The sequence below is a fragment of the Actinoallomurus spadix genome (assembly GCF_024055725.1).
Lineage (GTDB): Bacteria > Actinomycetota > Actinomycetes > Streptosporangiales > Streptosporangiaceae > Actinoallomurus > Actinoallomurus spadix.
Map to the genome: position 1 here is coordinate 47,694 of NZ_JAMXMX010000006.1, position 26,136 is coordinate 73,829.

At 70.4% G+C, this 26,136-nt stretch carries 31 protein-coding genes and 1 tRNA gene; 10 read left to right on the plus strand and 22 right to left on the minus strand.

Annotated elements, in window-relative coordinates; genetic code table 11:
• Window positions 1–63: 63 nt before the first annotated feature.
• On the minus strand, window positions 64–513 hold the full coding sequence (locus NE235_RS09865; RefSeq protein ID WP_252801009.1) for a GatB/YqeY domain-containing protein: 450 nt from the start codon (window positions 511–513) through the stop codon (window positions 64–66).
• A gap of 66 nt (window positions 514–579) precedes the next feature.
• Between NE235_RS09865 and NE235_RS09870 the strand changes: the two genes are divergently transcribed.
• Window positions 580–1,488 carry a metallophosphoesterase gene (locus NE235_RS09870; RefSeq protein ID WP_252801011.1) on the plus strand — a complete coding sequence of 303 codons (909 nt, stop codon included), beginning with the start codon at window positions 580–582 and terminating at the stop codon, window positions 1,486–1,488.
• A gap of 147 nt (window positions 1,489–1,635) precedes the next feature.
• Window positions 1,636–1,709, plus strand: a tRNA-Pro gene (locus tag NE235_RS09875).
• A 76-nt stretch (window positions 1,710–1,785) separates the two neighbouring features.
• On the opposite strand, the gene NE235_RS09880 is transcribed toward NE235_RS09875, so the two are convergent.
• The 5 genes from NE235_RS09880 to NE235_RS09900 form a co-directional block, all read right to left on the minus strand.
• Window positions 1,786–2,181: a hypothetical protein gene (locus NE235_RS09880; protein WP_252801014.1), complete on the minus strand. Its 396-nt coding sequence runs from the start codon at window positions 2,179–2,181 to the stop codon at window positions 1,786–1,788.
• Between the two features lie 52 nt (window positions 2,182–2,233).
• Entirely contained in the window at window positions 2,234–2,572 is a 339-nt protein-coding gene (locus NE235_RS09885) for a hypothetical protein (protein ID WP_252801015.1), read from the minus strand.
• 98 nt (window positions 2,573–2,670) lie between these two features.
• On the minus strand, window positions 2,671–2,991 hold the full coding sequence (locus tag NE235_RS09890; protein ID WP_252801017.1) for a DUF6980 family protein: 321 nt from the start codon (window positions 2,989–2,991) through the stop codon (window positions 2,671–2,673).
• 55 nt (window positions 2,992–3,046) lie between these two features.
• Window positions 3,047–3,409 carry a beta/gamma crystallin domain-containing protein gene (locus NE235_RS09895; RefSeq protein WP_252801019.1) on the minus strand — a complete coding sequence of 121 codons (363 nt, stop codon included), beginning with the start codon at window positions 3,407–3,409 and terminating at the stop codon, window positions 3,047–3,049.
• Window positions 3,410–3,696: 287 nt separating this feature from the next.
• Window positions 3,697–4,569 (minus strand): enoyl-CoA hydratase/isomerase family protein, encoded by an 873-nt coding sequence (locus NE235_RS09900; RefSeq protein ID WP_252801021.1) that lies wholly within the window; start codon window positions 4,567–4,569, stop codon window positions 3,697–3,699.
• A gap of 166 nt (window positions 4,570–4,735) precedes the next feature.
• Here NE235_RS09900 and NE235_RS38640 point away from each other — a divergent pair, with 166 nt between their 5' ends.
• Window positions 4,736–4,840 (plus strand): winged helix-turn-helix transcriptional regulator, encoded by a 105-nt coding sequence (locus NE235_RS38640; RefSeq protein WP_406567564.1) that lies wholly within the window; start codon window positions 4,736–4,738, stop codon window positions 4,838–4,840.
• Window positions 4,827–5,033: a winged helix-turn-helix transcriptional regulator gene (locus NE235_RS09905; RefSeq protein ID WP_289848461.1), complete on the plus strand. Its 207-nt coding sequence runs from the start codon at window positions 4,827–4,829 to the stop codon at window positions 5,031–5,033. Before NE235_RS38640 ends, NE235_RS09905 begins: the two co-directional genes overlap by 14 nt.
• Window positions 5,034–5,159: 126 nt before the next feature.
• On the opposite strand, the gene NE235_RS09910 is transcribed toward NE235_RS09905, so the two are convergent.
• From NE235_RS09910 to NE235_RS09925, 4 genes are all read right to left on the minus strand, one after another.
• Window positions 5,160–6,110 (minus strand): alpha/beta hydrolase, encoded by a 951-nt coding sequence (locus NE235_RS09910; RefSeq protein WP_252801024.1) that lies wholly within the window; start codon window positions 6,108–6,110, stop codon window positions 5,160–5,162.
• 47 nt (window positions 6,111–6,157) lie between these two features.
• Window positions 6,158–7,099: an NADP-dependent oxidoreductase gene (locus tag NE235_RS09915; protein ID WP_252801025.1), complete on the minus strand. Its 942-nt coding sequence runs from the start codon at window positions 7,097–7,099 to the stop codon at window positions 6,158–6,160.
• A 132-nt stretch (window positions 7,100–7,231) separates the two neighbouring features.
• On the minus strand, window positions 7,232–7,795 hold the full coding sequence (locus NE235_RS09920; protein WP_252801028.1) for an NAD(P)H-dependent oxidoreductase: 564 nt from the start codon (window positions 7,793–7,795) through the stop codon (window positions 7,232–7,234).
• Window positions 7,796–7,826: 31 nt separating this feature from the next.
• On the minus strand, window positions 7,827–8,294 hold the full coding sequence (locus NE235_RS09925) for a cupin domain-containing protein (protein ID WP_252801030.1): 468 nt from the start codon (window positions 8,292–8,294) through the stop codon (window positions 7,827–7,829).
• Window positions 8,295–8,482: 188 nt separating this feature from the next.
• On the opposite strand from NE235_RS09925, the gene NE235_RS09930 reads away from it, so the two are divergent.
• Entirely contained in the window at window positions 8,483–10,552 is a 2,070-nt protein-coding gene (locus NE235_RS09930; protein WP_252801032.1) for an ATP-binding protein, read from the plus strand.
• A 94-nt stretch (window positions 10,553–10,646) separates the two neighbouring features.
• Here the strand turns inward: NE235_RS09930 and NE235_RS09935 are convergent, their stop codons facing one another.
• Together NE235_RS09935 and NE235_RS09940 are read right to left on the minus strand one after the other, a co-directional pair.
• On the minus strand, window positions 10,647–11,150 hold the full coding sequence (locus tag NE235_RS09935) for a MarR family winged helix-turn-helix transcriptional regulator (RefSeq protein ID WP_252801033.1): 504 nt from the start codon (window positions 11,148–11,150) through the stop codon (window positions 10,647–10,649).
• Between the two features lie 144 nt (window positions 11,151–11,294).
• A complete protein-coding gene (locus NE235_RS09940; protein ID WP_252801035.1) occupies window positions 11,295–12,059 on the minus strand; it encodes an SDR family oxidoreductase in 765 nt (254 codons plus the stop codon).
• 101 nt (window positions 12,060–12,160) lie between these two features.
• Here NE235_RS09940 and NE235_RS09945 point away from each other — a divergent pair, with 101 nt between their 5' ends.
• On the plus strand, window positions 12,161–13,003 hold the full coding sequence (locus NE235_RS09945; RefSeq protein WP_252801038.1) for a helix-turn-helix transcriptional regulator: 843 nt from the start codon (window positions 12,161–12,163) through the stop codon (window positions 13,001–13,003).
• A 317-nt stretch (window positions 13,004–13,320) separates the two neighbouring features.
• Here NE235_RS09945 and NE235_RS09950 read toward each other — a convergent pair whose 3' ends face one another.
• The 5 genes from NE235_RS09950 to pnuC all read right to left on the minus strand — a co-directional run bounded on the left by NE235_RS09950 (window position 13,321) and on the right by pnuC (window position 17,186).
• On the minus strand, window positions 13,321–14,100 hold the full coding sequence (locus tag NE235_RS09950; RefSeq protein ID WP_252801039.1) for an IclR family transcriptional regulator: 780 nt from the start codon (window positions 14,098–14,100) through the stop codon (window positions 13,321–13,323).
• Window positions 14,101–14,217: 117 nt separating this feature from the next.
• Window positions 14,218–14,781 carry a DJ-1/PfpI family protein gene (locus NE235_RS09955; protein ID WP_252801041.1) on the minus strand — a complete coding sequence of 188 codons (564 nt, stop codon included), beginning with the start codon at window positions 14,779–14,781 and terminating at the stop codon, window positions 14,218–14,220.
• 132 nt (window positions 14,782–14,913) lie between these two features.
• Window positions 14,914–15,273, minus strand: coding sequence for a hypothetical protein (locus NE235_RS09960; RefSeq protein WP_252801043.1), 360 nt, complete (start codon window positions 15,271–15,273; stop codon window positions 14,914–14,916).
• A gap of 159 nt (window positions 15,274–15,432) precedes the next feature.
• Entirely contained in the window at window positions 15,433–16,539 is a 1,107-nt protein-coding gene (locus NE235_RS09965) for an AAA family ATPase (protein WP_252801045.1), read from the minus strand.
• On the minus strand, window positions 16,536–17,186 hold the full coding sequence (pnuC, locus tag NE235_RS09970) for a nicotinamide riboside transporter PnuC (RefSeq protein ID WP_252801047.1): 651 nt from the start codon (window positions 17,184–17,186) through the stop codon (window positions 16,536–16,538). Before pnuC ends, NE235_RS09965 begins: the two co-directional genes overlap by 4 nt.
• Window positions 17,187–17,427: 241 nt before the next feature.
• Here pnuC and NE235_RS09975 point away from each other — a divergent pair, with 241 nt between their 5' ends.
• Window positions 17,428–17,838 (plus strand): hypothetical protein, encoded by a 411-nt coding sequence (locus tag NE235_RS09975; RefSeq protein WP_252801049.1) that lies wholly within the window; start codon window positions 17,428–17,430, stop codon window positions 17,836–17,838.
• A 168-nt stretch (window positions 17,839–18,006) separates the two neighbouring features.
• Here NE235_RS09975 and NE235_RS09980 read toward each other — a convergent pair whose 3' ends face one another.
• Together NE235_RS09980 and NE235_RS09985 are read right to left on the minus strand one after the other, a co-directional pair.
• A complete protein-coding gene (locus tag NE235_RS09980; RefSeq protein ID WP_252801050.1) occupies window positions 18,007–18,822 on the minus strand; it encodes a PIG-L family deacetylase in 816 nt (271 codons plus the stop codon).
• A gap of 33 nt (window positions 18,823–18,855) precedes the next feature.
• Entirely contained in the window at window positions 18,856–19,083 is a 228-nt protein-coding gene (locus tag NE235_RS09985; protein ID WP_252801051.1) for a hypothetical protein, read from the minus strand.
• Between the two features lie 171 nt (window positions 19,084–19,254).
• On the opposite strand from NE235_RS09985, the gene NE235_RS09990 reads away from it, so the two are divergent.
• A complete protein-coding gene (locus tag NE235_RS09990) occupies window positions 19,255–20,208 on the plus strand; it encodes a D-alanyl-D-alanine carboxypeptidase family protein (RefSeq protein ID WP_252801053.1) in 954 nt (317 codons plus the stop codon).
• 12 nt (window positions 20,209–20,220) lie between these two features.
• Window positions 20,221–21,984 carry a S9 family peptidase gene (locus tag NE235_RS09995; protein WP_252801057.1) on the plus strand — a complete coding sequence of 588 codons (1,764 nt, stop codon included), beginning with the start codon at window positions 20,221–20,223 and terminating at the stop codon, window positions 21,982–21,984.
• A gap of 121 nt (window positions 21,985–22,105) precedes the next feature.
• Here the strand turns inward: NE235_RS09995 and NE235_RS10000 are convergent, their stop codons facing one another.
• On the minus strand, window positions 22,106–22,768 hold the full coding sequence (locus tag NE235_RS10000) for a TetR/AcrR family transcriptional regulator (RefSeq protein ID WP_252801059.1): 663 nt from the start codon (window positions 22,766–22,768) through the stop codon (window positions 22,106–22,108).
• A gap of 157 nt (window positions 22,769–22,925) precedes the next feature.
• Here NE235_RS10000 and NE235_RS10005 point away from each other — a divergent pair, with 157 nt between their 5' ends.
• On the plus strand, window positions 22,926–23,636 hold the full coding sequence (locus NE235_RS10005) for a hypothetical protein (protein ID WP_252801060.1): 711 nt from the start codon (window positions 22,926–22,928) through the stop codon (window positions 23,634–23,636).
• A gap of 61 nt (window positions 23,637–23,697) precedes the next feature.
• On the opposite strand, the gene NE235_RS10010 is transcribed toward NE235_RS10005, so the two are convergent.
• Together NE235_RS10010 and NE235_RS10015 are read right to left on the minus strand one after the other, a co-directional pair.
• Entirely contained in the window at window positions 23,698–24,762 is a 1,065-nt protein-coding gene (locus tag NE235_RS10010; protein ID WP_252801062.1) for an aspartate-semialdehyde dehydrogenase, read from the minus strand.
• Window positions 24,759–26,027 carry an aspartate kinase gene (locus NE235_RS10015; RefSeq protein WP_252801064.1) on the minus strand — a complete coding sequence of 423 codons (1,269 nt, stop codon included), beginning with the start codon at window positions 26,025–26,027 and terminating at the stop codon, window positions 24,759–24,761. The genes NE235_RS10010 and NE235_RS10015 overlap by 4 nt, the downstream gene beginning before the upstream one ends.
• Window positions 26,028–26,136: the final 109 nt, after the last annotated feature.

Sequence of the window (26,136 nt, forward strand, 5' to 3'; positions counted from 1 at the left end):
ACACGAGGCCCCGTACCCGGCGCGAGCCGGGTACGGGGCCTTTCCCGTAGGCGAGGGGACCGGTCAGCCGGCGAGCTGACGCTTGACCTCTCCCGAGACCCGCCTGCCGTCGGCGCGGCCGGCGACCTTCGGCGTGACCGCCTTCATCACCTGCCCCATGGCGCGCGGCCCCTCCGCGCCGAGCTCCGCGATCGTCGCGGCCACCAGGTCGGTCAGCTCCGCGTCGGACAGCTGGGCCGGCAGGTACTCGTCCAGGACCACCCCCTCGGCCCGCTCCGCCTCCGCCTGCTGCGTACGGCCCGCGTCCGCGAACGCCTCGGCCGCCTCACGGCGCTTCTTGGCCTCCCGCTGCAGCACCTTGACGATCTCGTCGTCGGAGAGCTCGCGCGCCCGCTCGCCCGCGACCTCCTCGTTGGTGACGGCCGTCAGCGCCATGCGGAGGGTACGGGTGCGCACCTCGTCGCGTGCCTTCATCGCGGCCGACAGGTCGGCCTGCAGCTTCTCCTTCAACATGAGGACAATCTTGCCCTGCGTACGGGCTTCGGCGCCCGGCAATAAACGGTGCGTCGTTCTGGCACGATGGGGAGGGTGCGAAAGAGATACGCGGTTCCCCTCGGGGTCCTCGGCACCGGGGTCGCCGGCATCGGTTACGCGTCGGTCATCGAGCGGAACTGGTTCCGGCTCCGCCGCTACGACGTGCCGGTCCTCGCCCCCGGCCAGCGGCCCATCAAGATCCTGCACATCTCCGACACGCACCTGACACCGGGCCGCCGTCGGATGATCAAGTGGGTCAGCGCCCTCGACGCCCTCGAACCCGACCTGGTCGTCAACACCGGCGACTCGATCTCGCACCGCGACGCCATCGGCCCGTTCCTCGACCTGCTCGGCCCGCTCCTGGACCGCCCGGGCGTCTTCGTGTACGGCTCGAACGACATGTACTCCCCGGTCCCGAAGAACCCCGCCCGCTACCTCTGGCGCACGAGCCAGAAGGACTACAGCAAGCGGCGGACCGTCCCCGACCTGCCGTACCGCGAGCTCGGCGCCGCGATGACCGCCGCCGGCTGGCTCGACCTCAACAACGCCACCGGCACGATCAAGGCCGGCGACACCGAGATCTGGCTCGGCGGCATCAACGACTCCCACATCAACAAGGACCGGTACGACGAGATCGCCGGCCCGGCCCGCGGCCCGCTCAACATCGGCGTCATGCACTCGCCCGAGCCGCGCAACCTCGACCGCTTCGCCGCCGACGGCTACCAGCTGCTCCTGGCCGGCCACACACACGGCGGCCAGCTGTGCGTCCCGCTGTTCGGCGCCCTGGTCACCAACTGCGGCATCGACCGCGCCCGCGTCAGCGGCCTCAACCGGCACGGTGACGCCTGGCTGCACGTCTCCGCCGGCCTCGGCACCTCCCCGTACGCCCCGGTCCGCTTCTGCTGCCCCCCAGAGGCCTCACTGCTGACCTTGGTCCCGTCGGCGTCGGCGTGAGCCCCACGCGTGTCCCTGGCACTCGTTGCCGTAAGAGAGCCAGTCGACACCAGGGATCACGTTCCAAACGGTGACGATGGCGCGGGCAGGGTCAAAAGTCCGCTAGACTCGTCGAGGCGCAGGCGTTGAAAGACGACCTGCAGCCACCGGGGTGTAGCGCAGCTTGGCAGCGCGCTTCGTTCGGGACGAAGAGGTCGTGGGTTCAAATCCCGCCACCCCGACCCAGGTGAAGGGCCACTTCCGATCATCGGAAGTGGCCCTTTTTCATGCCTGTACAGCAGCGAAGTACAGCAACGCCTACGAACCGAGCTGTTCGCCGAGGCTCTTGAGCGCCTTGAGCGTCTTCTTGCGGAGACCCAGAACAAGGATCAGAACGTACGCCGCGTAGAACGGATCACCGTCCCGCTTCGCCGACTCCGGGAACCGCCGGGCTTCATCGACCGTCCAGGGCTTCACCTTGCGCCTACGCGGCTTGGAGACCTTGAGCAGGCCGGCCACGTTCTCAGCGATCAGCTCCTCAGTGACCGCGTTCGTCAGCGCACTGCACAGCACCGTCCAGGCATCCCGAATGGTCCGGTCAGAGGCGATCTGCTGGCAGCAGTACCGCTTGAGCCACTTGGCGTGGGTCTCCTCGCGGCTTTTGCCGTACGCCCACTTGCGCTTACGGGTACCGTCCGGCGTGGTCACCCACACGTAAGCCGCGTAGCCGTTGCGGTAGGGGAAGCAGTTCCGGTGAGTCGTCGGATCAGAGCTTGATCTCGGCGACCTTGTTGTTGAGGGTCATGACGCTCTCGCCCACGGCCCCCAGGAGCTGATAGGTGGCCTTCAGCTCCTCGTCCGTGAGCGCGCGGACGTCCTCGGTGCTGAGGCCGCCCAGCTCGGCGAAGACCTTCGTGATCTCACGGAGGGTGGTCGCCAGACCCTTGGCGGCGACAGGGACCATCTCCGCCATGAGCTGGCGCATCGGCTCCTCGGCGGCCGTGTTGCCGGCCTTGGCCAGTGCTGCCATGGACTCCAGAAGCTGCACCTTGTCCTGCAGTTCCTTCGGCAGGCCGGTGAGCATCGGCTCCGGGATGGGAACCACGCCGAGCAAAGATTCATTGGTGGCTGGTCATGCCGCAGCCAAGGTCAGCGCCCATGACAGCCCCAAAACCAGACGATCCCCAAGCTGAGAGCGTGGCTTCAACGTTCACTCGTGCCGTGGAGCCAGCGGTCGTCCTGGAACTCAGCAGGGATTTCGTCTTCCCACGGATCGATCCCGCGCCCTTCCAGTTCCTCGAACCAGCGATCCCGCTGCGACGTGGGCAGCCGCTGCCCACACCAAGGACAGAAGCCGATCCCGATGCTCGATGTGCCGCCGTCATGGATGATCAGCCCGTACTCCAGGAACCTGGCGCTGAACAGAACCACTGCGTCCGGGCAGTCGGACGGGTCATCGTGTTGATCACAGTGCCAGTTCACCTGGCGCGCCATCGCTTCGCAGCAGTGCCGGGTCATGGGCATCGGCTTCGCGTAACGCGGCTGGATGCAAGAGCGCGTGAAAGTCCCTGAGATCACCTCATTGAATAGTCAGGTGGTTCGTCGCCATCGGACGGTTGGGGTAGGTTACGATGTTCCACCGCGAGATGTAAACATCGGTTCTGTTATCGTCATGGATTATCACGTCGTTATTGCCGGTGGACACCTTGTCGATCCACCGGATCGTGTTGTGGCCCCATGGGAAGATGGTCCCCGAATTCGCGAAGCACAACGACTCGTAAGAATGCTCGCCGTCGTGGTACCAGATCTGCAAGAAATCAGAACTAACGCAATCAACATCGTTGATTGCAAATGCTGGCCCTGAAAAAAGGGACATGAACAGTGTGGCTGCTCCGGCGATGATTCCGGCGCACTTGATCGGCTTTCGACTGACGGAAATCACTTGACCACCTTACCTTGATATAGATCGGCCTAACCTGACGATCCTCCCATCGCCGCGTCGTAACCGGCGGGGAATTCCAAGTGATCCGGGTCGTCGAGCGAGCGCAGTAGCTGCCAGAGCTGGGGGTCATCGGCGGGCATCCGGTCATTCTGGCCGCTGAGCACATCGACGGCCACTGAGCGCATCGACGGCCGCGCGGCACCGGACGGCCGGAGCCGCCCGAGCCGGCCGCCCACCGTGAACGTCCACCATCGCTGGCGCGACCAGGCTGGTGGGAGGCGCTGCCGTCAGCCTGCCGCCGGTTCCTTCATGTCCTCCCACAGGTCGCGCAGCAGGTCTTCGAGGCGGAGTTCGCCGTCAGGCGTCTGGGCGCCGCGCTCCAGACCGCCGCGGATGAGCCTCCCGGCCGCGGGGCGGGCGATCAGGCCCGCCCAGGCGTCGTGTTCGCGTATGAAGCCCTCGGTGAGGTCCGCCGGTGGTACGGCCAGCTTGGCGGCTTCGATGACGCCGTCAGGGAGTGCCGCGATATGGCGGGCGAGCCGGTCGACGAAGGCGTCGAGTTCGGCGGCGGGCAGGGCGCGGTTGATCCAGCCGTAGCGCTCGGCGGTCGATGCGTCGAACAGGTCGGCGCCGAGCACGACCTCGAGGGCGCGGTTCCGGCCCAGGCGGTGCGTGAGGTACTGCGTGCCGGCGCCGCCGGGCGTGATGCCCATCAGTGCCTCACACTGGGCGAGTCCCGCCGTCTCGATCGCCGCGAAGCTCATGTCGGCCGCCGTGACGAACTCGGCTCCGCCACCACGGGCGATGCCGGCGAGTTTCACGATGGTCACCTGAGGCTGGTTTCGTACGGCCTCGGAGACCGACTGGAAGACGTTGAGACCTTCCGGTGCCGCCTTCATCAGCTCGACGAAGGCCGTGGACTCCGGATTGAGCGTCATGTCCACATGGGCGATGAAGAAGTCCGGGATGGCGCTGCCGAATACGATCACTCTGATCGAAGGGACGTCGCGAACTGTTCTGAGGAAGTGAAGCAACTCGGTCATTAGTTCAACGCTGAGGACATTGACCGGCGGGTTGTCGAGGGTGACTTTCGCGACCCCGTGCTCGACCGAGACTCGCAGAGTCGCGTAGTCCTCCGCCGGAGGGAAATAGTCGGCCATGCCCGCTCTCCTATCGCCTGGCACTCCCGCTACGCTGGCGAGACAGCTGGTTGAGTGCCCCTAGGCTCCTGATTCCTACCTAGGCTATGGCGAGCAAAAATCCAGCGTCAATTACGCACTTCAACCATCCCAGGTATGCTCCCGGATACCGCCATGGACGATCCTGATCCTGGCGGTCCTGCTCGACGAGCCTCGCCGGTTCAATGACATCGAACGACGCCTTGAAGGCATCACCCAACGGGTGCTGACCCAGAACCCTGCGCCGCCTTGAACGCAGCGGGATGATCACACGTCGTGTCCTGTCCGGACGGATGCTCGGAGTGGAATACGCCCTCACGCCGCTGGGCCGTTCCCTGCATGGACCCCTCAGCCAGGTCTACGACTGGACGGTGGCGAACATGGACGTCATCCAGTCGCGGCAGCACGCCTACGACGAGGAGCTCCGCGGCGAGTCCGTCGCCTGATACGGCGGTGGCCGCCGTACGCGCCTGCCGGAAAGGAACCGGTGGGCGACGTGGCCGGTGGCCGGCCACCGGGACGAGCGTGTTCGCCCGCCTCGTCGGTGGCGGGCGAACGCGCTCGGCGGCGGCTCAGATCGACGTGAGCACCCGGATGCGGTCGGCGATGGCGCGCCGGGCGACGTCGGACTCGAAGGCGATCGAGTCGAACTCGTGCGGGGCACCGGGGTGCAGGTGGAACTCCACCGGCACACCGGCGCGGCTGAGCTTCATCGCGTAGGCGAGGTCCTCGTCGCGGAAGACGTCGAGCTGGCCGACCTCGATGTAGGCCGGTGGCAGGCCGGTCGCGTCCTCGAGCCGGGCCGGAGCCGCCGTGGCCGGGACGTCGGGCCCGCCGGCGGCCTCGCCGAGCAGTGCCGGCCACGCGGTGAGGCTGTCGTCGTACGACCACAGCACGTAGGGCGCGATGTGGGGGTCCGGCGTGGTGGTGCGGTCGTCGAGCATCGGCATGAGCAGGATCTGACGGGCGATCTTCGGGCCTCCGCGCTCGCGCGTGAGGATCGTCAGCGCCGCCGCCATGCCGCCGCCGGCGCTGTCGCCCATCACGCCGATCCGGTCGGGGTCGACGCCCAGCTCGGAGGCGTGCTCGTGCAGCCAGCGCAGCGCGGCGTAGGCGTCCTCGAGCGGGGTCGGGAAGGGGTGCTCGGGCGCACGGCGGTACTCGACCGACAGCATCGGCACGCCGCTGGCGGACACGTAGCGGGAGACCGGCCCGTCGAAGAGGTCGATGCGGCCGAAGATGTACCCCCCTCCGTGGAAGAAGAGCACGGCCGGGCCCGGCGTCGCGCCGTCCTTGACGTACCAGCGCATCCTGATCTGCGCGCCGTCGTCCGCGGTCGCGTGGTGCTCGCTGGTCGTCACGTCGGCCGGAATCGGCTGGGCGGTGCCCGCGGCGCCGATGATCGGCTCCCAGAGGGCGCGGCGCGCGGCGACATCGCCCACCGCCGGAGGGGTGGCGTCCGCCATCGCGCCGGCCATCGGGGCCAGTGCCTCGGCGATCTCGGGGTCCAGGTTCAGCGACATGACTACCTTCTCGTTGGGGATCGTCGGGGTGGCGGTGGGCGACGGCGTCAGGCGCCGGGGAGGACGATGACCTTGCCGGAGATCGCGCCGGTGGCGGCTCGGGCGTGGAGGGCCGGCAGCTCGGCCAGCGGTACCCGCTCGGCGACGTCGACGCGCAGCTCACCGCGGTCGATCTGTGCCACCATCTGCGACAGCTGTTCGGCGTCGCTGCGGACGAACAGGTCGACGCCGCGTACGCCGCGCTCCTCGTCCGAAGGCGCGGGCATCCATACCGTGGTGTTCACGAGGGCACCGCCCGGGCGGATCAGGCCGACCAGCGCGGCCAGCTGCGCCGGGTCGACCGGCGCGAGGTTGAGGGCCAGGTCCACCGGCTCGGTGACCGCCGCGGTCACCTCGGTGGTGGTGTGGTCGATGACCTCGTCGGCGCCCGAGGCCCTGACGCGCTCACCGCTGCGGGGGCCGGCCGTGGCGATCACGTACGCACCGGCGTTCTTGGCCAGTTGCACGGCGTAGCCGCCGACCGCTCCGCCCGCGCCGTTGATCAGCACGCGTTGTCCGGCCGTCAGCGTGCCGTGGTCGAAGAGCGCCTGCCACGCGGTGAGGCCCACCAGCGGCAGCGCGGCGGCGTCCGCCAGCGGGACGCTCTTGGGTGCCGGCGTGAGGATCTCGGCCGGCGCGAGGACGTATTCCGCCGAGGCGCCGGTCCCCGTCATCGGCAGGAAGCCGATGACCTCGTCACCGACCGCGATGCCGTCCACACCGTCGCCCAGCGCGTCGACCGTGCCGGAGACGTCGAGGCCGGGCGTGTGCGGCAGCGTCACCGGGATGGGGCCCTGCATGAAGCCGGCGCGGATGTTGCCGTCGACCGAGTTGAACGATGTCGCGGCGACGCGGATCCGGACCTCGCCGGCTCCGGGGACGGGCTGCTCCGCGTCCTCGTAGCGCAGGACGCCGGGGTCGCCGTACTCGTGGAAACGCACTGCCTTCATGTCAGATCTCGCTCTCGCTTGGTTCGGATTTGCTTCGAACTTGAAGCAACCGTGGATGACACTACACCTGCTTCAAATTCGAAGCAAGTGGCGTACGACACTCGATCCCGGGCCACCACGCCCTTCGCCGGATCAGCCGGGGCGGCGCGAAGGGCCCACCGCCGCGACGAGCTCGGCGGCGGCCTGGTCGATGCGCTCGCGCAGTCGCCCCGAGCCGCCGTACGGCGAGCCCTCCCAGTCCTCCGGGCCGGCGACGACGACGGTGGGCACGGGCTCCGCGTGCAGGCAGGTGAGGCGGCCCCGCATTACCTGGCCGAGGTCAGGTGGGCGCCGACGCGAGCCGCTGCTGGCCGCGAGCAGGACGGGCGTACCGGACAGGACATCCTCCTCGAGGACGTCGAAGAACGATGCGAACACGGCGCTCGGGGAGGTGACGACCACCGGTGTCGCCACCACGAGCCCGTCGGCCACCGCCACCGCGGCGATCGCCTCCCGCAGGTCGAGGCTGGCGCCCTGGGTGGCGCACTGAGCGAGGTCGGCCGCCAGCCGGCACAGCTCCAGCACCTCCAGCTCGACCCTCACTCCACTGGCCGTGAGCGAGCCGCAGACGGACCTCGTGATCTGGTCCGCGAGCAGGCGGGTGGGGCGCGGGTAACCGGCGCCGGCACTGACGACGGCCAGGGACACGGGGCTCACCGGTCCTCCCTACAGCCGGGCCGTGATGCCGTCAGCGGGGAGGGCCGAGGACGACGTTGCCGGACAGTTCGGCGGCTTCGGCGAGCAGCTCCATCGAGATCTCGAAGCCCTCCGGGCGCGGCTCGCGCAGGTCGCGGCCCGCGTGGCGGAACATCTTCTCCAGCCCGGCCGGGGTCGCCATGAGCAGCAGGTCGGCCTTCTCGGAGGTGATGCGGTAGCCGTGCGGGATGCCCCGGGGCAGGAAGACGATGCCGCCCTCCCGCAGCTCGTGCTCCTCGTCGCCGACCCACACCAGCGCCGAGCCGGAGATGAGCAGGAAGACCTCGTCCTCCTTCTTGTGCATGTGGAACGGCGGCGCCTCTCCCTTACTGACGTCGAAGCGTCCGACGGTCAGCCGCCCATCGGTCGCCTCGGCGTCGAGCAGGACGCTGAAGGTGCTTCCGGCGATCCACTCGAGCTGCTGCTGGTCCTCTCGCTGGGCGAGGTAGGGGATGCTCATGGTCGGTCCTCGATGCCCGTGGACGGCGGCGCCGTCCTCCTACCAGCGATCCTGCGCCGTACCGCTGCCCGTTCTCCACGCCCGCCGGTGCTCACCCGGGCCCAGCGCTGCTCACGCCGAGGCGCTCGCCCATCTATCTGGCGGACACCTCGACACGGCAGGATGGGCCACGGCGGGAGGAGCTTTGCGTGGGTTTGACGGGATTGGCGGGCAGGCTGGCCGCGGCACGAGCCGATGCGCTGGTCGGCAGGGAGCCGGAGCGGAAGGTGCTCGACCGGATGCTGTCGGGAGCGGCGGACGCTCCGCTCGTGGCATACGTCCATGGTCCCGGTGGCATCGGCAAGTCCTCGCTGTTGCGCTACGCAGGCCGCCAGGCGGAGCTCGCCGGCCGCGGTGTGGTGCACATCGACGCGCGGTTCCTCGACGTGGATCCGCGTCGTCTCGAGGAGGCCGCGGCCCTGGCGTGCTCCGAGCCCGGCACCGTCCTGCTCCTCGACACCTTCGAGCGCTGCCAGCCGCTCGAGCCGTGGCTGCGCGACACCTTCCTGCTCCGGCTCGCGGAGGACGCCCTCGTCGTGGTCGCGAGCAGAGTCGCCCCGGACGTCGAGTGGTCACTGGATCCAGGCTGGGCGCAGCTCTTCGCCGAACTGGCCGTACGACCGCTCGACGCCGCCCAGTCCGACGCCCTGCTCGCCGCGCGCGGCGTCCCCGCCGAGCAGCGCAGCCCCTTCATCGCCTTCGCCGGGGGCAGCCCCCTCGCCCTCTCGCTCGCCGCCTCCCTGCCCGCCGCGGCGCCGGGCGCGCCGTGGGAGCCCACCGGCGACGTGCTGACGACCCTGGTCGAGCGGCTGGTGGGCGACCTGCCGAGCGCCGCGCACCGACGCGCCCTCGAGGTCGTCGCGCAGGCCTACGTCACGCGCGAACCGCTGCTGCGCGCGGTGCTGGGTGACGAGGACACCGCGACGGTGTTCTCCTGGCTGCGTCAGCTGCCCTACGTCGAGGCCACGCCCGAAGGGCTGCATCCGCACGACGCGGTGCGGGCGACGCTCGAGGCCGACCTGCGCTGGCGGGATCCCGAGCGCTACGACGACGTACGCGCCCGCGTCTCGACCGCGGGCCTGCAGGCGGTGCGCGGCGCCTCCGAGGACGACGCCCCGCTGCGCGTCGCGGAGTGGATGTTCCTCTTCCGCGACCAGGACGGCATGGACGACCTGCATGACTGGCAGGCGCACCCCCACGTCGAGGACGCTCCCCTCCGGCCCGCCGACGTGCCCGAGGTGCTGCGCATGGCGGAGGAGGCGGAGGGCCGCGAGTCCGCCGCCACGGTCGCGTACTGGGTGCGCCGCCGTCCGGAGGCCTTCCGTGTCCACCGCTACGCGGGCTCCTCCGCGCCCGTCGCGTTCATGGCCATCCTGCGGCTGGAGGCACCGCTGCCCGAGGACCGGGCCGGGGATCCGGTGATCGCGGCGCTCTGGGACCATGTAGAGGCGACCGCCCCCTTGCGGGAGGGCGAGCACCTGGGCGTCCGCCGTTTCGCGATGCAGCCCGGCTGGCACCAGCGACCCTCGCCCCTCATGGACCTCATGAGCCGGCGCGCCATCGCGGACGAGATGAGGGCCCGCGGGCGCGCGCTGACCTTCACCGTCTTCGAGGACACCGACCGGTGGAAGGGCTATCTCGCCAAGGCCGGGATGCTGGAGGTCACGGCCGTGGACGTCGGAGGGCGGGTACAGCACCTCTTCGGCAGGGACTGGCGGCGGCAGTCGGTGGACCAGTGGGTGGAGGACAGGGCCCGCGCCGTGGCCGTGCCCGTGGCCGGGGAGACCGGTTCTCCGTCCGCCGCCGGCTCGGACGACGAGCGCGGCGGCGACCTGCCGCGCGCCGCGTTCGAGGAGGGCGTGCTCGAGGCGCTGCGGACGTGGCGCGCTCCCCGGGAGTTCGCCACCAGCGTCCTGCTGCACTCGCGCCTCGTGCCGCGGGGTTCCGCCGACCCCGTGGCGGACCTGCGCGGCGCGATCACGACCGCCCTCGACGCGCTGCAGGTCGACCCCGCGGGCGTGAAGGCGCACGACGCGCTCACCGCCACGTACATCGCGGCCTCGCGCACCCACAAGGCCGCCGCTCGACGGCTGGGGGTGCCGTACGGCACCTACCGGCGCCATCTCACCCTGGCCAAGGAGCGGCTCATCGAACAGCTGCTGCGGCAGGCGGCCACGGCGCCCGTGCCGTCCCCGCCGCGCTCGTCACCGGAGGGGTGAGGTCGCGGACCGCGGACACGACCTTGGCGGCGCCCGGCCCGGTCCGCCGCGCACCCGCTGCGGCCGGCCGTCCGGCGCGAGCCGGGCTACGTCGTCACGCTCCGCCTTTGCGGCGGCGAGGCGCGGCCGAGCGAGGCGGTGTGGCGCGCATGTGGTCGCGTACCGGCGCCAGCAGGCCGGCGAGGGCCTTCACGTCATCGCGCGAGAGCGGCTCGAAGAGCAGGCCGCGGACGACCTCGATATGACCGGGCAGCACCTTCGCGAGCAGCGCGCGTCCGGCGTCGGTGATGGTGACCGTGATGCTCCGCTCGTCGTCCGGAGAGGGAGCGCGCACGACCAGGCCCGCCTTCTCCAGCAGACCCGCCTGGTAGGTCAGACCGCTGCGGCTGTAGACGACGCCGTCGGCCAGGTCGGTCATGCGGTGGCTGCCCGTCGGGGAGTCTCCGAGCCGGGCCAGCAGCTGGAACTGCACATAGCTGAGATCACCGGCCTCGCGCAGCTGTTGCTCGACCGCGTGCCGGAGCAGGCTGGTCACCTCGATGAGGTCGAAGTAGGCGCCGAGCTGCACGGGGTCGAGCGACGGCGGTGAATCAGGCATGACCGGAGTCTACTGCTTCGAATTCGAAGGGCATGGCACGACGCTGCCGTGGTGATCGTGTTGCCGTCGTCCGCGCGACCGGCGCGTCATCGCGAGAAGGCCACCGTCGGCACCGGAACTCGGCGCCGACGGTGTTCCCTCCGGTCACTTCCCGTGCGGGTCGGAGGCGTTGACGGTGGCGACGACCTGGTCGTACTCCCCGCGGGCCTCGGCGTAGCGCAGGAACTTGACCCGCTCGACCTGGATCTCCTTCGCGTCCGGCCGGGTCTCGAACAGCTCCATGACCTCCGCGACGTATTCGTCGAGCGGCATGGCGAACTCGCTCTCCTCCTGTCCGGGCAGCAGCGACGTGCGGACCGCCGGCGGCTCGAGCTCCACGATCTTCACGTTCGTGTCGGCGAGCTGCAGCCGGATCGACTCGCTCAGCATGTGGATGGCGGCCTTCGACGCGTTGTAGCTCGGCGTGACCTTGAGCGGTATGAACGCCAGGCCCGAGGAGACGGTGACGATCGTGGCGTCCGGCTGCGCCCGCAGGTGCTCGATGAACGCGGCGATGAGCCGGATCGGGCCGAGCACGTTGGTCGTCACGATGGACTCGGCCGAGGCCAGGAACGACTCGGGCCGGTGCCAGTCCTCGACGCGCATGATGCCGGCCATCGTGATCAGGACGTTGAGGTCCGGGTGCCTGGCCAGGACCTGCTTGGCGGCGGCCTCGATGCTCGCGGCGTCCGCCGTGTCGATCTGCACGGTGTCGATGCCGGGATGCTCGGCGGCGATCTGGTCGAGGAGTTCCGTACGGCGGCCGCCGACGATCACGGTGTTGCCCTTGGCCTGAAGTTCCAGGGCGAGAGCAAGGCCGATGCCGCTGGTGGAGCCGGGGATGAAGATGGTGTTTCCGGTGATGTCCATGGCTTCAGCCTCGCCCATCGCCCCGCGGAGGTGCAGAGACCGCTCATCGGGGGATCGGCGATCCCTGGTTCGCCGGGGGCGTGGGCCGAATAATTGAACGCATGGATCGTGCAGCACTCGCGGACTTCCTGCGGCGCCGCCGCGACGCCCTGCGGCCCGGGGACGTCGGGCTCCCCGAGGGCACGCGCCGCCGGGCCCCGGGCCTGCGGCGGGAGGAGGTCGCGGCCCTCGCCGTGATGTCGACCGACTATTACACGCGGCTGGAGCAGCAACGCGGTCCGCAGCCGAGCGAGCAGATGCTCGCGTCGCTCGCCCGGGCGCTACGGCTGACGAGCGACGAACGCGACTATCTCTTCCAGGTGGCGGGGCAGAACCCGCCGGCCGCGATGTCGGCCGCGACGCATGTCGCGCCCGCGCTGCTGAGAGTGCTGGACCGCCTCTCCGACACCCCGGCGCTCATCCTGTCGAACCTGGGCGAGACGCTCGTGCAGAACCGGATGGCCGAGGCGCTGTTCGGCGACAGATCGGGCTACACGGGCCTCGCCCGCAGCGAGACCTATCGGTGGTTCACCGATCCCGCGGAGCGGCTGCACTACCCCGAAGACGACCGTGACCGGCAGAGCCGCGCCCACGTCGCGAACCTGCGCGCGGCGTACGGCTCGATGGGCCCGCACTCACCCGCGGGCGACCTCGTACGGGCGCTGCAGAAGGAGAGCACGGAGTTCGCCGAACTCTGGGAGCGGCACGAGGTGGCCAAGCGCTTCGAGGATCACAAGACGCTCATCCATCCCGAGCTCGGCGAGATCGAGGTGGACTGCCAAGTGCTGTTCACCGAGGATCAGTCGCAGGCGCTGCTCGTGCTCACCGCCGCCCCGAACACCGAGGGGTATGAGAAGCTGCGGCTCCTCGGGGTGCTGGGGCACCACCGCTTCGCCGAGACCTGAGACGCCCGCCCGCGCGAAAGGACCTACGAGGCGATTTCCCTTCGCCGGCATTGTCCGGGTCAGGTCGTGGGGGTCGCCGTCCAGGTGCCTTTCGGCTCCTGTAGAGGCCCATCGGTCTCTTCCGGCCTCTCAGCCCTTCCTTGCGGATCCCGTCCAGGCGGTCCGTTCGGTCGAGCTCCCTCGCACGTCTCGTAGGCCACTTCCCACACTGCCTCGGCGCACCTGCTCCCTCAAGGGACCAAAGTCCCTGCTCACGGGACCATGGTCCCCTGCGGCCGTCTGGACGAGGCCGCCGCCGCCCCGGCCGGGGCGGCGGCTCAGCAGGGGCCGAGCAGGTCGGCGCCCTGCCGCACGGCCTCGATCATCCGGTCGCGATGGGCACTGAAGTACGGTGCCGGAGCCGACGCGGCCACCGCCCCGACGACCGTGCCGCGATCGTCGCGGACCGGCGCCGCCACGCAGGCCAGGTCCGGGCGGAACTCCTCGATCTCGTCGGCGACTCCGGTGGCGCGGACCCGCGCCAGCTGCTCCTCCAGGTCCGCGAGCCGGGTGATGGTCCGGCCCGTCAGCCGGTGCAGTCCGGCGCCCGCCAGGTAGTCACGGCGCCGGTCGGCCGGGAGGAAGGCCAGCAGGACCTTGCCGAACGCCGTCGCGTGTGCCGCCTCGTGGAATCCCACGTCCAGCGGCCGGACCCGGGGTGCACGCGGTGAGTCGACGACGTCGGCGACCACGAGGTGCGCGTCGCGCAGCACGCTGAAGTACACCGCCGTGCCGCCGACCCGGTGCGCGTGGCGGAGCGCGTCGGTCACGCCGGGGCTCGGCAGCAACTGCTCGTGCAGCCGCTGGTGGAGGCCGGCCACCTGGTAGCCCAGGCCGTACCCGCGGGCGTTCGGCAGCCGGACGAGATAGCCCTCGTGGACGAGCGTGCCCAGGAGGTGGTACGTCGTCGACAGCTTGAAACCGCACCGGCGGGCGACCGCCTTGGCGGTGACGCCGTCGCCGGCCGACGCGACCGCTTCGAGGACGCGGAGGGCGCGTTGCACCGAGCCCACCAGGCCGCCGGGCACCGGCCGGCACTCATCGGTCTCCACGGTCATCGCGGCACCTCCCCTTCGGGCGTGTCCGCAGCGTAGGGCACCCGAGCGGCGGCGTCATCTCCCCGGCCGCGCACCGCGCCGGTGCCGTACGGCGCGCGGTCCGGGAGGGGTGTCCCGTCAGCCGGCGGGGGCGGCGACCCGCAGGATCTTGAGGAACTCGCGCATCCAGGCGGGGTGATCCGGCCAGGCGCGGCCGGTGACGATCGAGCCGTCGATGTGCGCCTCGCTGTCCACGAACGAACCACCGGCCGCCTCGACGTCGGGCGCGAGCGCCGGGTAGGCGCTGGAGGATCGGTTGCCCAGGACACCCGCCGCGGCGAGGATGAGCGGCCCGTGGCACAGCGCCGCGATCGGCTTGCCCTCGTCGGCGAAGTGCCGGACGATCCGGAGGCACTCGGCGTCGCCGCGGATGTACTCGGGCGCACGACCGCCGGGGATCACGAGCGCGACGTAGTCCGCCGGGTCGACGTCCGCGAACGCCACGTCGGCCGGCCACATGCGACCGAACTTCTCGGTGTAGGTGTCGAAGCCGTCGACGAAGTCGTGCACGACGAACTGCAGCTTCTTCGCCGTCGGGGCGGCGATGTGCACGTCGTACCCCTCCTCCAGCAGCCGCTGGTAGGGGTACATGACCTCGAGGTCCTCGGCCGCGTCGCCTGTGACGATCAGCACCTTCGGCATGGTGCAGCACCTCCGTGACTGTGGGGAAACACCGTACGACCGATCGTGTACGGCCCAGCTCACAGCGTCAACACCGGAGTTTCCACCCGCCGGAAAAAAGGACATTCCGCACCCAGATGGCGCTACGGGGCGTCACACGATGACCAGATCACGCGCTTTGGTCATCTCCACGTGGTCAGGCTGCTCGTTGACGGTCGGCCACCCTGGCGTGGCCCCACCGGCAGCATGGATCGCGGTGCGGGTGATGTCCAACGCACGCTGCAGCACCTTCGCCGGCTCAACCGCGTCCAGGATGAGCAGGTCGACTGTGAGGGTGCCCGCCGTCGCGTCGGTGCTGACGGTCGAGTCGGTGAAGTCAGCGTTGCACTGCTCCAGATCGAGCAGCGCTCCCATCAACTGCTCCCCATGGGCGTGCAACTCGTCCTGGCCGGTCCCTGGCGCCAGGTCCAGCGTGAACAGGAGGGAGAGGAAAGTAGCTCGCCTCGCGCTCATGACTCCTCCCGCACCCGTCGCTTGAGTGTACGTACCCGGCTCAGGGGTTGCTCAGCCCTCACCGCAGGGCCAACGCCCAGGACACGTTCTTAGCACCGATAGTCGGTGAGTGACTGATCCACCACTGACCGCAATCGGTCAGGTTGCAGGTGGATGAAGTCAGAGGGGGTCGGTGAAGGTCCAGCCCTTGTCGAGAAGGGCGTCGACGGCGGCGACGGCGGTGGCGAGGCGGTCCTCGTGGGGCCCGGTCGCGACGACGTACGGCAGGCCACGCCGGTCGAGCTCCTCGCGGAACCGTGCCGCCATCGCCTCCCGGATCGACTCGCCGTCACGCCAGCCGTCCTGTTCGAACGGCACGCCGGCGGTGTCCGTGAGGATCCACAGGTCGTGGCGGGCGCGCTCGTGCAGGCGTTCGACGTCGGGAGACGGCGCGCCGAGGTAGCGCTCGTGCCACAAGGACGTGGCGAACGCGTCGGTGTCGCAGATGAGCAACGGCGAGCCCGAACGGGCGGCCGCGTCCTCCAGGGCGAGATGCCGCTCGGCGATCAGGGTGAACTCCTCCGGTGACCAGCCGAGGTCGCCGATCCACAGCTCCGGGTCGGTCCGCCGGGCAGCGGCCAGCTTCTCCTCGCAGTACAGGCGCCCGTACTCCGGCACCCACCGGGTCGCCGCCCACACGCCGCCGCGCGCGGAGTAGTGCGCGGCCAGGGCCCGGCTGAGCGTCGTGGTGCCGGAGGACTCGGCGCCGAGGACGACGACGCGCCGGGCGAGGTACGCGCGCACGGCGGGCGTGAGCCACTCCCAGCAGGCGACGGGGTCACGGCGCACGGCGGTGCCGCTCACGGGGAACCGGTCGCGCGGCGGGTCGACGGGGACGTGCGCGGCGGAGAACCGGCGGGCGAGTTCGGGGCCGTACTCCTCGGAGCTGAACACCGCGTCGACCGGCGGCAGGCCGAGCGCGCCGACGCCGTGCCCGGACGCCGCGTCCAGCGCCGTACGGAACGCGGCCACGTGCGCCGCCCAGATCTCGTCGGAGTCGTAGTCGACCTCGACGTCGTCCATGACCGGGACGATCTCGACGTGGGGCTGAGGGTGGCGTTCCCGGAGCCAGGCCGCGCGCAGGGCCAGGGGGATGCTCTCCGCGGTCGAGGCGGCCACCACGACGGTGACGCGGGCGCAGGCGACCGCGGCCGTGTCGATGAGGTGGTGGTGACCCGCGTGCGGTGGATAGAACTTTCCGATGACCAGCCCGTGGTGGTACGTCATGGGGCCACCGGAGTGGCCGCGGTCCGCCGCCGCGTCCAGTCCTTCCGCCAGGCGAGCAGCCCGGCGACGCACAGCGCGAGGAAGACGACGTAGAGGGCGCTGGTCAGGTAGAGGTGCTTGTAGGCGTACAGCGGAATGTAGATCAGGTCCGCGCTGATCCACAGCCACCAGGACTCCAGCAGCTTGCGGCTCTGGCCGTACGTCGCCGCCAGCGAGATGGCGGTGGTCAGCGCGTCCCAGAAGGGGACGGTCGAGTCGGTGTAGGTGCTCAGCACCCACGTCAGCAGGCCGGTGGCCGCGAGGCCGGCGGCGGCGATCCCGGCCCACTCGGCACGTGAGGTGCGCTGGACGACGCGTTCAGCGTGTCCCTGCCCGCCGTACAGCCACTCCCACCAGCCCCACACCTGCAGGACGACGTAGACGGCCTGCAGGCCGGCGTCGGCGTACAGGCCGCCGTCCAGGAAGATCAGGCCGAGCAGGACGACGTTCGCGATGCCGACCGGCCAGTTGGCGATGTGCTGGCGGACGACGAGCCAGACGTTGATCGCTCCGGTGACGAACCCGAGGACCTCGGCCCAGCTCGTCGGCGTGCCGCCGAGGGTGACGGCGGGTTCCAGCAGCGGCCCCAGCAGGCTGTGCAGCGACAATCCGGCATGCTCCTGTGGTCAGACGACGGCCAGCAGAACCCTACATGTCCGGTTCGCGGCACTAGCACATCGGCAGGGGCGGCCATAGGGACACGAGGACCAATTCCCGTCCCCGGAGGAGGGTACGGGGACTCAATTTCTGCGCCGTGTCTTTTCCACGACGGCTCGGCGTTGGTAATTTCTCTGCGGCCGCCGATCTCTTTCGGAGCGGCATCTCCCCCCATTCCAAGGAGAATTCGTCATGCATCTGCGCAGGTCCATCGTTGCCGCCGCGGTCGCGGGCACCGCACTGTCCTGCATGGCGGGCACCGCCGAGGCGGCGGCGTCCAAGCCGCCGGTCGTCAAGCCCTTCAAGGCCTACGGCCCGGTCAAGGCGAAGCAGAAGGTGACCGGAACGGTCAGGGTCACGTCGTACACGTCGGTGAAGTGGAAGGCGACCAACAAGACCTTCAATTCGAAGACCGGCAAGGGGAGCATCAAGGTGGTCTTCACCGCCTTCACCCCGACCGGAAATCAGAAAATGATCAGGGAGTACACGGTGAAGGCCTCGCGCTCCGGGCAGTTCGCGTACCCGGCACCGCTCAAGAAGCTTTCCGTGCAGGTCTGGCAGGGCAAGAAGCACGGCGCGCGGGTGCCGATCCTCGGCAAGTGACCTGATCTCGGTGTCAGGGCCCGGCCGCCGGCGGCATCCGGCACCGGGCCCCGGCACCGGCGGCGTCCGGCGCCGGCTCCGCGTCACGGGCGCGGTCCGGCGCCGGGTCCGCGGCACCGGCGCGGTCCGGTGCCGGATCAGCGCCACCGGCGAGGTCCGGGCCCGTGGTCAGCGGAGGCCGACGAACAGGTCGTCCTCCAGATCGGGGGCGGGAACGGTGCTGAAGCGGCGCAGGAAGGTCTCGCGGCCGAGCATCCGGCGCTGCACCTCGTCGGGCAGGCCCAGCGTGAAGCCGGTGTCGGCCTGGCTGGCATGGGCCTTCAGCGCCTTGATCTTGCGCTCGAAGTACGCGGAGACCTCCACGACGGTGGTGATCTCCTCGTCCGGCGTCCCGAAGTCCTCCGGGACCTCGAACTCACCCATGTCGACACCGGTGCCGCGCAGGTGGTCCATCATCTCGGTGAGGAAGGACCGGGGGACGGCGCTGTAATAGAACTTGCGGGGGATGCCCGTCCTTTCCGCGGCGGCGACCGCGATCCGGTGGGCCTGGATGTGGTCGGGGTGCCCGTAGTTGCCGTTCTCGTCGTAGGTCACCACGACCTGGGGGCGGTACCTCTCCATCAGTTCGGCGAGCCGGCCGGCCGACTCCTCCAGGGGGACGTTGGCGAACACCCGGGCGTCGGCGTTGGCCTCCCAGCCCGCCATTCCCGAGTCGGGGTAGCCGAGCAGTTCGACGTGGTCGATGGCCAGGTGGGTGACGGACTCCCTGAGCTCCTCGAGCCGCAGACGGCTCACCTCGGCCAGGTCGTGCCCCGACTCGCCGGGCTTGACCCCGCCGGGTCCGTCGCCCTGCTCCCCGTTCGTACAGGTCACGAGGACCGTACGGACGCCCTCCTCGGCGTACCGCGCGAAGACACCGCCCGTGCCGAGCACCTCGTCATCCGGGTGGGCGTGCACGGCCATCAGTGTGAGTTCGGGATTCATGATCCCCAGCATGCACGCCCGCGTGCCGTGCGGTCAGCGGGAACGGCGACGGCGACGGCGTCGCCAGATCTTCGCGCACTCGGCGCAGGTGTCCGGGGGAGGCGCGGACGTGGACTCTCCGCGCACGGTCATGACCGCGCCGCAGTAGGCGACCACCGTGGTCCCGGCGGGCCGGGCGGGCGGCGGGTAGCCGTGAGTGACCTCCTCGTCGCCGGTGCCCTCGGGCCTCAGCGCGAGCTCTGTCGAGGATCTCGGCGTCACTCCTCAACGGTACGACGCGACGCCCCGAACATCCCGATGAGGGGCGGAACAGGTGTCGCCTACCGTAACGACTGACCGGATCCGGCCTTCGAGTCCCCTGCGTCCCATTTGCGGCTTGAGTGCAGCGACTGCGAGCATGCTCCTTTCCCCCCAATCACACCAGGAGTCCGCATGCATTTCAGCGCGCGCCTGGCCGCCGCCACCGCCGCGGGGGCCCTGATCTCCTCCCTTCCCCTCACCGCCCCGGGCGCCTTCGCGGCCACGCCGTCGCCCGGGACCGCACCCGCCGTCACGGCCGCCGCCTCCGCGCCGTCCGGCGTCTCGGCGAAGGGCGCCTACATCTACGACGCGTCCAAGGGCAAGAAGCTCTGGGGCCGCGCGACGACGACGAAGCGCCCCATCGGCAGCATGACCAAGGTCATGACCGCGCTCGTCGTGATCCGCGCCGGCCACCTCGACCGCACGGTCACCATCAAGAAGTCCTACGTCGACCACGTCAAGAACAACGACGCCTCGTCCGCCTACCTGAAGGCCGGCGACAAGGTGACCGTCCGGCAGCTGCTGACCGCCATGATGCTGCCCTCCGGCTGCGACGCGGCGTACGCCCTCGCCGACGTGTACGGCCCCGGGCAGACGAAGTTCATCGCCAAGATGAACAAGACCGCCAAGTCGCTCGGCATGACGAGCACCTACTTCCGGACGGCCGACGGGCTGCCGACCTCCTCCCACAAGGAGGGGTACTCCACGCCGAGCAACGTCATCAAGCTGGCGAAGAAGGCGATGGCGAGCTCGACGTTCCGGTCGGTCGTGGCCGCGAAGACGTACAAGCTGTCCAAGACCAGCCACCACCACGCCTACACCTGGACCAACACCAACCTGCTCCTCGGCTCCTACAGCGGCACGATCGGCATCAAGACCGGCCACACCGACGGCGCCGGGTACTGCCTGCTGTTCGCGGCCAAGCGCGGCGGCCGTACGATCTACGGCCTCGTCCTGAACAGCACGACCACCGACCCGAACCGTCGCTTCAAGGACGCCGCGAAGATGCTCGACTGGGCGTACGGCACCAAGTCCGCCGCGCGGCTTCGCCTGCAGTCCGTACGACCGGGACCGCAGACGGACTGACACACTTGACCCATGGGTGACGACGAACGCTGGAAGGCCCGCTTCCGGGCCGCTCGGGTGAGCCTGCCCGGCTGGGCGCACGACGCGCCGCACCGCTCGGTGTACCGCTCGAACGCCACGGGCACGTGGGAGATCTACGCCTGGGACCGCACGACGGGCGACCGCCGGCAGGTCACCGACCGGCCGAACGGCACCTGGATGGGCGGCGTCGATCCGACCGGCGAGTGGATCTGGTGGTTCTCCGACACCGACGGCGACGAGTTCGGGGTGTGGCGGCGCCTGCCGTTCGGCGGCGGGCCGGACGAGCCCGCCGTTCCCGGCCTGGAGCCGTCCTACCCCGCCGGGCTGTCGGTGGGCTCCAGCGGCCTCGCCGTCGTCGGTCGGTCCACGGACGGCGGCACGACCATCCACGTGTCCCGCCCGGGGGCCGACCCGTACGTCCTGTACTCGCACGCCGAGGACGCGTACGCCGTCGGCCTGTCCAAGGACGAGTCGCTCATCGCGATCAACCACAGCGAGCACGGCGACAGCCGGCACATGGCGCTGCGGATCGTCCGGACCGACGGGGAGACCGTCGCCGACCTGTGGGACGGCCCGGGCAAGGGGCTCGGCGGGCTGGCGTTCTCGCCCGTCCCCGGCGACCAGCGGCTGCTCGTCGAGCATGAGCGCCGTGGCAAGCCCGAGCCGCTGCTGTGGGACCCGGTGAGCGGCGGTGTCCAGGAGATCACCCTGGACCTGCCCGGTGAGATCGGCGCGGACTGGTACCCCGACGGGTCCGCGCTGCTGATCTCGCACTCCCACCACGCTCGCGACGAGCTCTACCGGTACGACCTGGCGAGCGGCGAGCTGACCAGGATCGACACGCCGCGCGGCGTGATCGGCGGCGCCACCGCGCGCCCGGACGGCACCGTCGAGTTCTCCTGGTCGTCGTCGGCGTCGCCGCCGGTGATCCGGTCCACGAGCGGCGAGGTCGTGCTGACCCCGCCGGGCCCGCCCGCGCCCGGGTCCGTCCCGGTCGAGGACGCCTGGGTGCCCGGCCCGGGCGGGGACATCCACGCCCTGATCTGCAAGCCGGAGGGGCCGGGCCCGTACCCGACGGTCTTCGACGTCCACGGCGGACCGACCGCCTACGACGCCGACTCGTTCTCGCCGGACGCCGCGGCGTGGGTGGACCACGGGTTCGCCGTCGTCCGCGTCAACTACCGCGGGTCCACCGGCTACGGCAGCGCCTGGCGCGACGCCATCGAGGGCCGCCCCGGGCTGACCGAGCTGGAGGACATCAAGGCCGTCCGCGACTGGGCGGTCTCCTCCGGTCTCGCCGACCCGGCGAGGCTCGTGCTCACCGGCGGCTCGTGGGGCGGGTTCATCACCCTGCTCGGCATCGGGGTCCAGCCCGGCGACTGGACGGCCGCGATCGGCATCGTCCCGGTCGCCGACTACGTCGCGGCGTACGAGGACGAGATGGAGGCGCTGCAGGCGTTCGACCGGTCGCTGTTCGGCGGCTCACCGGCCGAGGTGCCCGAGCGGTACGAGGCGTCCTCCCCGATCACGTACGTCGACCGGGTCACCGCCCCGGTGCTGGTCATGGCCGGGGAGAACGACCCGCGCTGCCCGATCCGCCAGATCGACAACTACCTGGCCCGTCTCCGGGAGCTGGGCAAGGAGCACGAGGTCTACCGGTACGACGCCGGGCACGGCTCCCTGGTGGTGGAGGAGCGCATCCGCCAGGTCGCCGCGACCATCGACTTCGCCCGCAAGCACCTCGACCTGACCTGAGCCCCGGGCCCGCCCGGGAACCCTGCGGGCCCACGTCACGCGACCCGGCCCCGAGCCGCGGAGCGAGGCGGTGGCGTGGGCGGCCGCCCACGCCGCCGCAGGTCGCGATGGGCAGCCGACGTCACCGCCGCAGGTCGCGGTAGGTCGCCAGGGCGTCCCGCACGACGCCCCGCATGCCGGGCACCCGGGCGAGGCCGACGAGGCGGTCGATCAGCGGGACCGTGCGCTCGATCAGCCGGTAGGTCTTGGCCGCGTCCGGCGAGCCGTCGTACACCCAGTGCAGGATCACGCCCATGGAGTAGAGCCACAGCAGCTCGGGCAGGTCGGCGCGGATCTCCGCGTCGGCCTTGAGCGTGGAGCCGTCCACGACCTCGCGGTAGACGGCGACCGCGGCCTCGCGGATCGGCGCCGACTCCTTGCTGAACGGGCTGAGCGGGCTGGTCGGCTCCGCCGCGTACTTGAAGAACTTCCCCGCGAACTCCTTGTACGGCTGGAGCGTGTCGATGCGGGCCCGCATCACTCCGAGCAACCGCGCGCGGAACTCCCGCTCCCGCGCCAGCACGGCCCGGCACGCCTCGGTATGGTCGTCCTGGGAGTGCTCGTAGTAGAGCTGGATCAGCTCTTCCTTCGAGGAGAAGTAGTAGTAGGCGTTGCCGACGGACACGCCGGCCTCGGCGGCGATCGCCCGCATCGTCGTCGCCTCGTAGCCACGCTCGCGGAACAGCCGCAGAGCGGTCTTCGCGATCAGATCTCTCGTCTGCTCGGACTTGGTCGGAGTGGCCACACGCGACACTGTACGACCCTCCGAGGACCATCCGGGTCCGTCATCCACAGGCCAGAACTGGGTGTGGATTCCGGCAAGTGGCGCGTCCCTTGCCGGAGTGTCGCGGCCGGCGCGATCAATGCTGCGACTGGCGCATGCGACAGTACGGGAGGGCTACATGTCGATACGCACCGCCGTCATTGCCGGCTGCGCCGCGGGGTTCTGCACGTTAATGACCGGTACGGCCGTGGCGCGCACCCACACGCCGACGTCGGAACCCGGCCTGCTGCACCAGCGGCTGGCCGGGGCGCTGCTGCGGGCGGTGGGAGTCCGCTGGGTCTCCAGCGGGCACTGCTCCCGGCGGCGTGACTCGCGCTGCACCTCGTTCGAGGGGCTGCGGGCGTCGACGTTCGCCGGGCTGCTGGCGCTGAAGGAGGCCAGCCACTGCCACCTGACCGTCTCCGGCGGCACCGAGGCGGGACACGCGGCGGGACGCTACAGCCACGGCGCGGGCTACAAGCTCGACCTGCTGCCCAACCGGTGCCTCGACAGGTACATCCCGCAGCACTTCGATCGCCTCCCCACGCGGGGCGACGGTGCGGCGCAGTACCGGGCGCCGGGGCCGGTGACGTTCGCCCGTGAGCGGTCGCACTGGGACATCACGTTCGGCGGCGTACCGGACTCCCTGGCCGGCCGCAAGGACACCAGACCGTCACCCGGCCGGGATCCCGTACGGGGCGAGGACAGGCCCGGGACGGACCTGGAGAGGCCGGGAGCCGGCCACGCACCCGGCCGCCTGCCGGGTGCGCCCGGGCCGGACGTCTCGGACCGCGGCGCCCCCGGCGTTCCGGGCGTTCCCGGGATGGATGACGACGACGCGGACGACTAGGTTTCCCGTGAAACATGAGCGTCCCGGCGGTGCGCCGCACCGCCGGGACGTCTCGGGTCGATCAGAACTCGGCGGCGACCAGCTCGGCGATCTCCGCGGCGTTCAGCGCGGCGCCCTTGCGCAGGTTGTCGCCGCAGACGAACAGGTCGAGGGTGTTCGGGAAATCGATCGCCTGGCGGATCCGGCCGACGTACGTCGGGTCCGTGCCGACCACGTCGGCGGGCGTCGGGAACACGCCGTTCGCCGGGTCGTCCATGACGACGACGGTCGGGGCGGCGTCCAGGATCGAGCGCGCGCCCTCCACCGTGACCGGCCGCTGGAACGTCGCGTGCACGGCCAGCGAGTGCGTCGTGATCACCGGCACCCGTACGCAGGTGGCGGAGACCTTCAGGTCGGGGATGCCCAGGATCTTGCGGGACTCGTTGCGGAGCTTGAGCTCCTCCGACGCCCAGCCGCCCTCCTTGAGCGACCCGGCCCAGGGCACGACGTTGAGCGCCATCGGCGCCGGGAACGGCGACTCGGCCTCGCCGAGGCGGTTCTGGATCGCCTTGCGCACGTCGCCCGCGGTCTGGCCGAGCGTACGGTCGCCGGCGACCGCCTCGATCTCCGCGTACAGGCGCTCCGAACCGGCCACGCCCGCCCCGGACACCGCCTGGTACGAGGCGACGACGAGGGAGTCCAGGCCGTACTCCGCGTGCAGCGCGCCCATCGCGGCCATCATCGACAGGGTGGTGCAGTTCGGCGTCGAGATGATGTTCCGCGGCCGGTTCCGTACGGCCTCGGGGTTCACCTCGGGGACGACGAGCGGGACGTCCGGCTCCATGCGGAACGCGCCGGACTTGTCCACGACGATCGCGCCGCGCTCGGCCGCGATCGGCACCCAGACCTTCGACACCTCGTCCGGCACGTCGAACATGGCGATGTCGACGCCGTCGAACACCTCGGCGGTCAGCTCCTGCACGACGAGCTCCTCGCCGCGTACGGGCAGCCGCTTCCCGGCGGACCGCGCGGAGGCGACGAGGCGGATCTCGCCGTAGACGTCCTCACGGGACGACACGATCTCCCGCATGACGGTGCCGACGGCACCGGTGGCCCCGACGAGGGCGAGGGTGGGCTTGCGGCTCATCGGCCGGTACCTCCGTAGACGACGGCCTCCACCTGGTCCGCGTCCAGGTCGAACGCGCGGTGGGCGGCGGTGACGGCGGCGTCCACGTCGTCCTGGTCGACGACCACCGAGATGCGGATCTCCGAGGTGGAGATCATCTCAATGTTGACGCCCGCGTCGGCGATCGAGCCGAAGAACTTGGCGGTGACGCCCGGGTGGGAGCGCATGCCCGCGCCGATCAGCGAGACCTTGCCGATCTGGTCGTCGTAGCGGAGCGAGTCGAACCCGATCTGGTCCTTGATCTTGTTGAGGGCCTTGATCGCGGCCTGGCCGTCCGCGCGCGGCAGCGTGAAGGAGATGTCCGTACGGTTCGTCGCCGCGGCCGAGATGTTCTGCACGATCATGTCGATGTTGATCTCGGCGTCGGCCAGCGTCGAGAAGATCGTCGCGGCCTCGCCGACCTTGTCGGGCACCCCGACCACGGTGATCTTGGCTTCGCTCCGGTCGTGTGCGACGCCGGAGATGATCGCTTGTTCCATCTGGTTTCCCTCGATGCTGGTCTTGACCCAGGTGCCGGTCTTGTTGCTGAACGACGACCGCACGTGGATCGGCATGCCGTACCGCCGGGCGTACTCCACGCAGCGCAGGTGCAGGATCTTCGCGCCGCACGCCGCCATCTCCATCATCTCCTCGTAGGAGATGTCCGGGATGCGGCGCGCCGCCGGGACGATCCGCGGGTCGGCGGTGAAGATCCCGTCGACGTCCGTGTAGATCTCGCAGACGTCCGCGTCGAGGGCGGCGGCCAGCGCCACCGCCGTCGTGTCGGACCCGCCCCGGCCGAGCGTCGTGATGTCCTTGGAATCCTGGGAGACGCCCTGGAAGCCGGCGACGATCGCGATCGAGCCCTCGTCGATCGCGTCGCGGAGACGGCTGGGCGTCACGTCGATGATGCGCGCCTTGCCGTGCGTGCCGTCCGTGATCACCCCGGCCTGGGAGCCGGTGAAGGACCGCGCCTCGTGTCCGAGGTTGGCGATGGCCATGGCGAGCAGCGCCATGGAGATCCGCTCGCCGGAGGTGAGCAGCATGTCGAGCTCACGCGCGGGCGGAAGGGGGCTGACCTGGTTGGCGAGATCGACGAGCTCGTCCGTCGTGTCGCCCATGGCGGACACCACCACGACGACGTGGTGTCCCTCCTGCTTGGTGGAGACGATGCGCTGGGCGACGCGCTTGATGCTCTCAGCGTCGGCGACGGAGGAGCCACCGTACTTCTGCACGACTAGGGCCACGCGTGTGCACTCCTCGGATCGGGATCAGGCAGTCGAACGCCGAGTCTACCGAGGTCAACGCGATACTCCGAGAGAATTGTCCCGCTATGCGAGATTTCCGGAAAGTCGT

Coding starts and splice junctions, on each gene's coding strand:
- NE235_RS09865 (WP_252801009.1), bottom strand. CDS start 513: ATGTTGAAGGAGAAGCTGCAGGCCGACCTGTCGGCCGCGATGAAGGCA.
- NE235_RS09870 (WP_252801011.1), top strand. CDS start 580: ATGGGGAGGGTGCGAAAGAGATACGCGGTTCCCCTCGGGGTCCTCGGC.
- NE235_RS09890 (WP_252801017.1), bottom strand. CDS start 2,991: ATGCCCATGACCCGGCACTGCTGCGAAGCGATGGCGCGCCAGGTGAAC.
- NE235_RS09900 (WP_252801021.1), bottom strand. CDS start 4,569: ATGGCCGACTATTTCCCTCCGGCGGAGGACTACGCGACTCTGCGAGTC.
- NE235_RS09910 (WP_252801024.1), bottom strand. CDS start 6,110: ATGTCGCTGAACCTGGACCCCGAGATCGCCGAGGCACTGGCCCCGATG.
- NE235_RS09915 (WP_252801025.1), bottom strand. CDS start 7,099: ATGAAGGCAGTGCGTTTCCACGAGTACGGCGACCCCGGCGTCCTGCGC.
- NE235_RS09925 (WP_252801030.1), bottom strand. CDS start 8,294: ATGAGCATCCCCTACCTCGCCCAGCGAGAGGACCAGCAGCAGCTCGAG.
- NE235_RS09935 (WP_252801033.1), bottom strand. CDS start 11,150: ATGCCTGATTCACCGCCGTCGCTCGACCCCGTGCAGCTCGGCGCCTAC.
- NE235_RS09940 (WP_252801035.1), bottom strand. CDS start 12,059: ATGGACATCACCGGAAACACCATCTTCATCCCCGGCTCCACCAGCGGC.
- NE235_RS09945 (WP_252801038.1), top strand. CDS start 12,161: ATGGATCGTGCAGCACTCGCGGACTTCCTGCGGCGCCGCCGCGACGCC.
- NE235_RS09950 (WP_252801039.1), bottom strand. CDS start 14,100: ATGACCGTGGAGACCGATGAGTGCCGGCCGGTGCCCGGCGGCCTGGTG.
- NE235_RS09955 (WP_252801041.1), bottom strand. CDS start 14,781: ATGCCGAAGGTGCTGATCGTCACAGGCGACGCGGCCGAGGACCTCGAG.
- NE235_RS09960 (WP_252801043.1), bottom strand. CDS start 15,273: ATGAGCGCGAGGCGAGCTACTTTCCTCTCCCTCCTGTTCACGCTGGAC.
- NE235_RS09965 (WP_252801045.1), bottom strand. CDS start 16,539: ATGACGTACCACCACGGGCTGGTCATCGGAAAGTTCTATCCACCGCAC.
- NE235_RS09975 (WP_252801049.1), top strand. CDS start 17,428: ATGCATCTGCGCAGGTCCATCGTTGCCGCCGCGGTCGCGGGCACCGCA.
- NE235_RS09980 (WP_252801050.1), bottom strand. CDS start 18,822: ATGAATCCCGAACTCACACTGATGGCCGTGCACGCCCACCCGGATGAC.
- NE235_RS09990 (WP_252801053.1), top strand. CDS start 19,255: ATGCATTTCAGCGCGCGCCTGGCCGCCGCCACCGCCGCGGGGGCCCTG.
- NE235_RS09995 (WP_252801057.1), top strand. CDS start 20,221: ATGGGTGACGACGAACGCTGGAAGGCCCGCTTCCGGGCCGCTCGGGTG.
- NE235_RS10005 (WP_252801060.1), top strand. CDS start 22,926: ATGTCGATACGCACCGCCGTCATTGCCGGCTGCGCCGCGGGGTTCTGC.
- NE235_RS10010 (WP_252801062.1), bottom strand. CDS start 24,762: ATGAGCCGCAAGCCCACCCTCGCCCTCGTCGGGGCCACCGGTGCCGTC.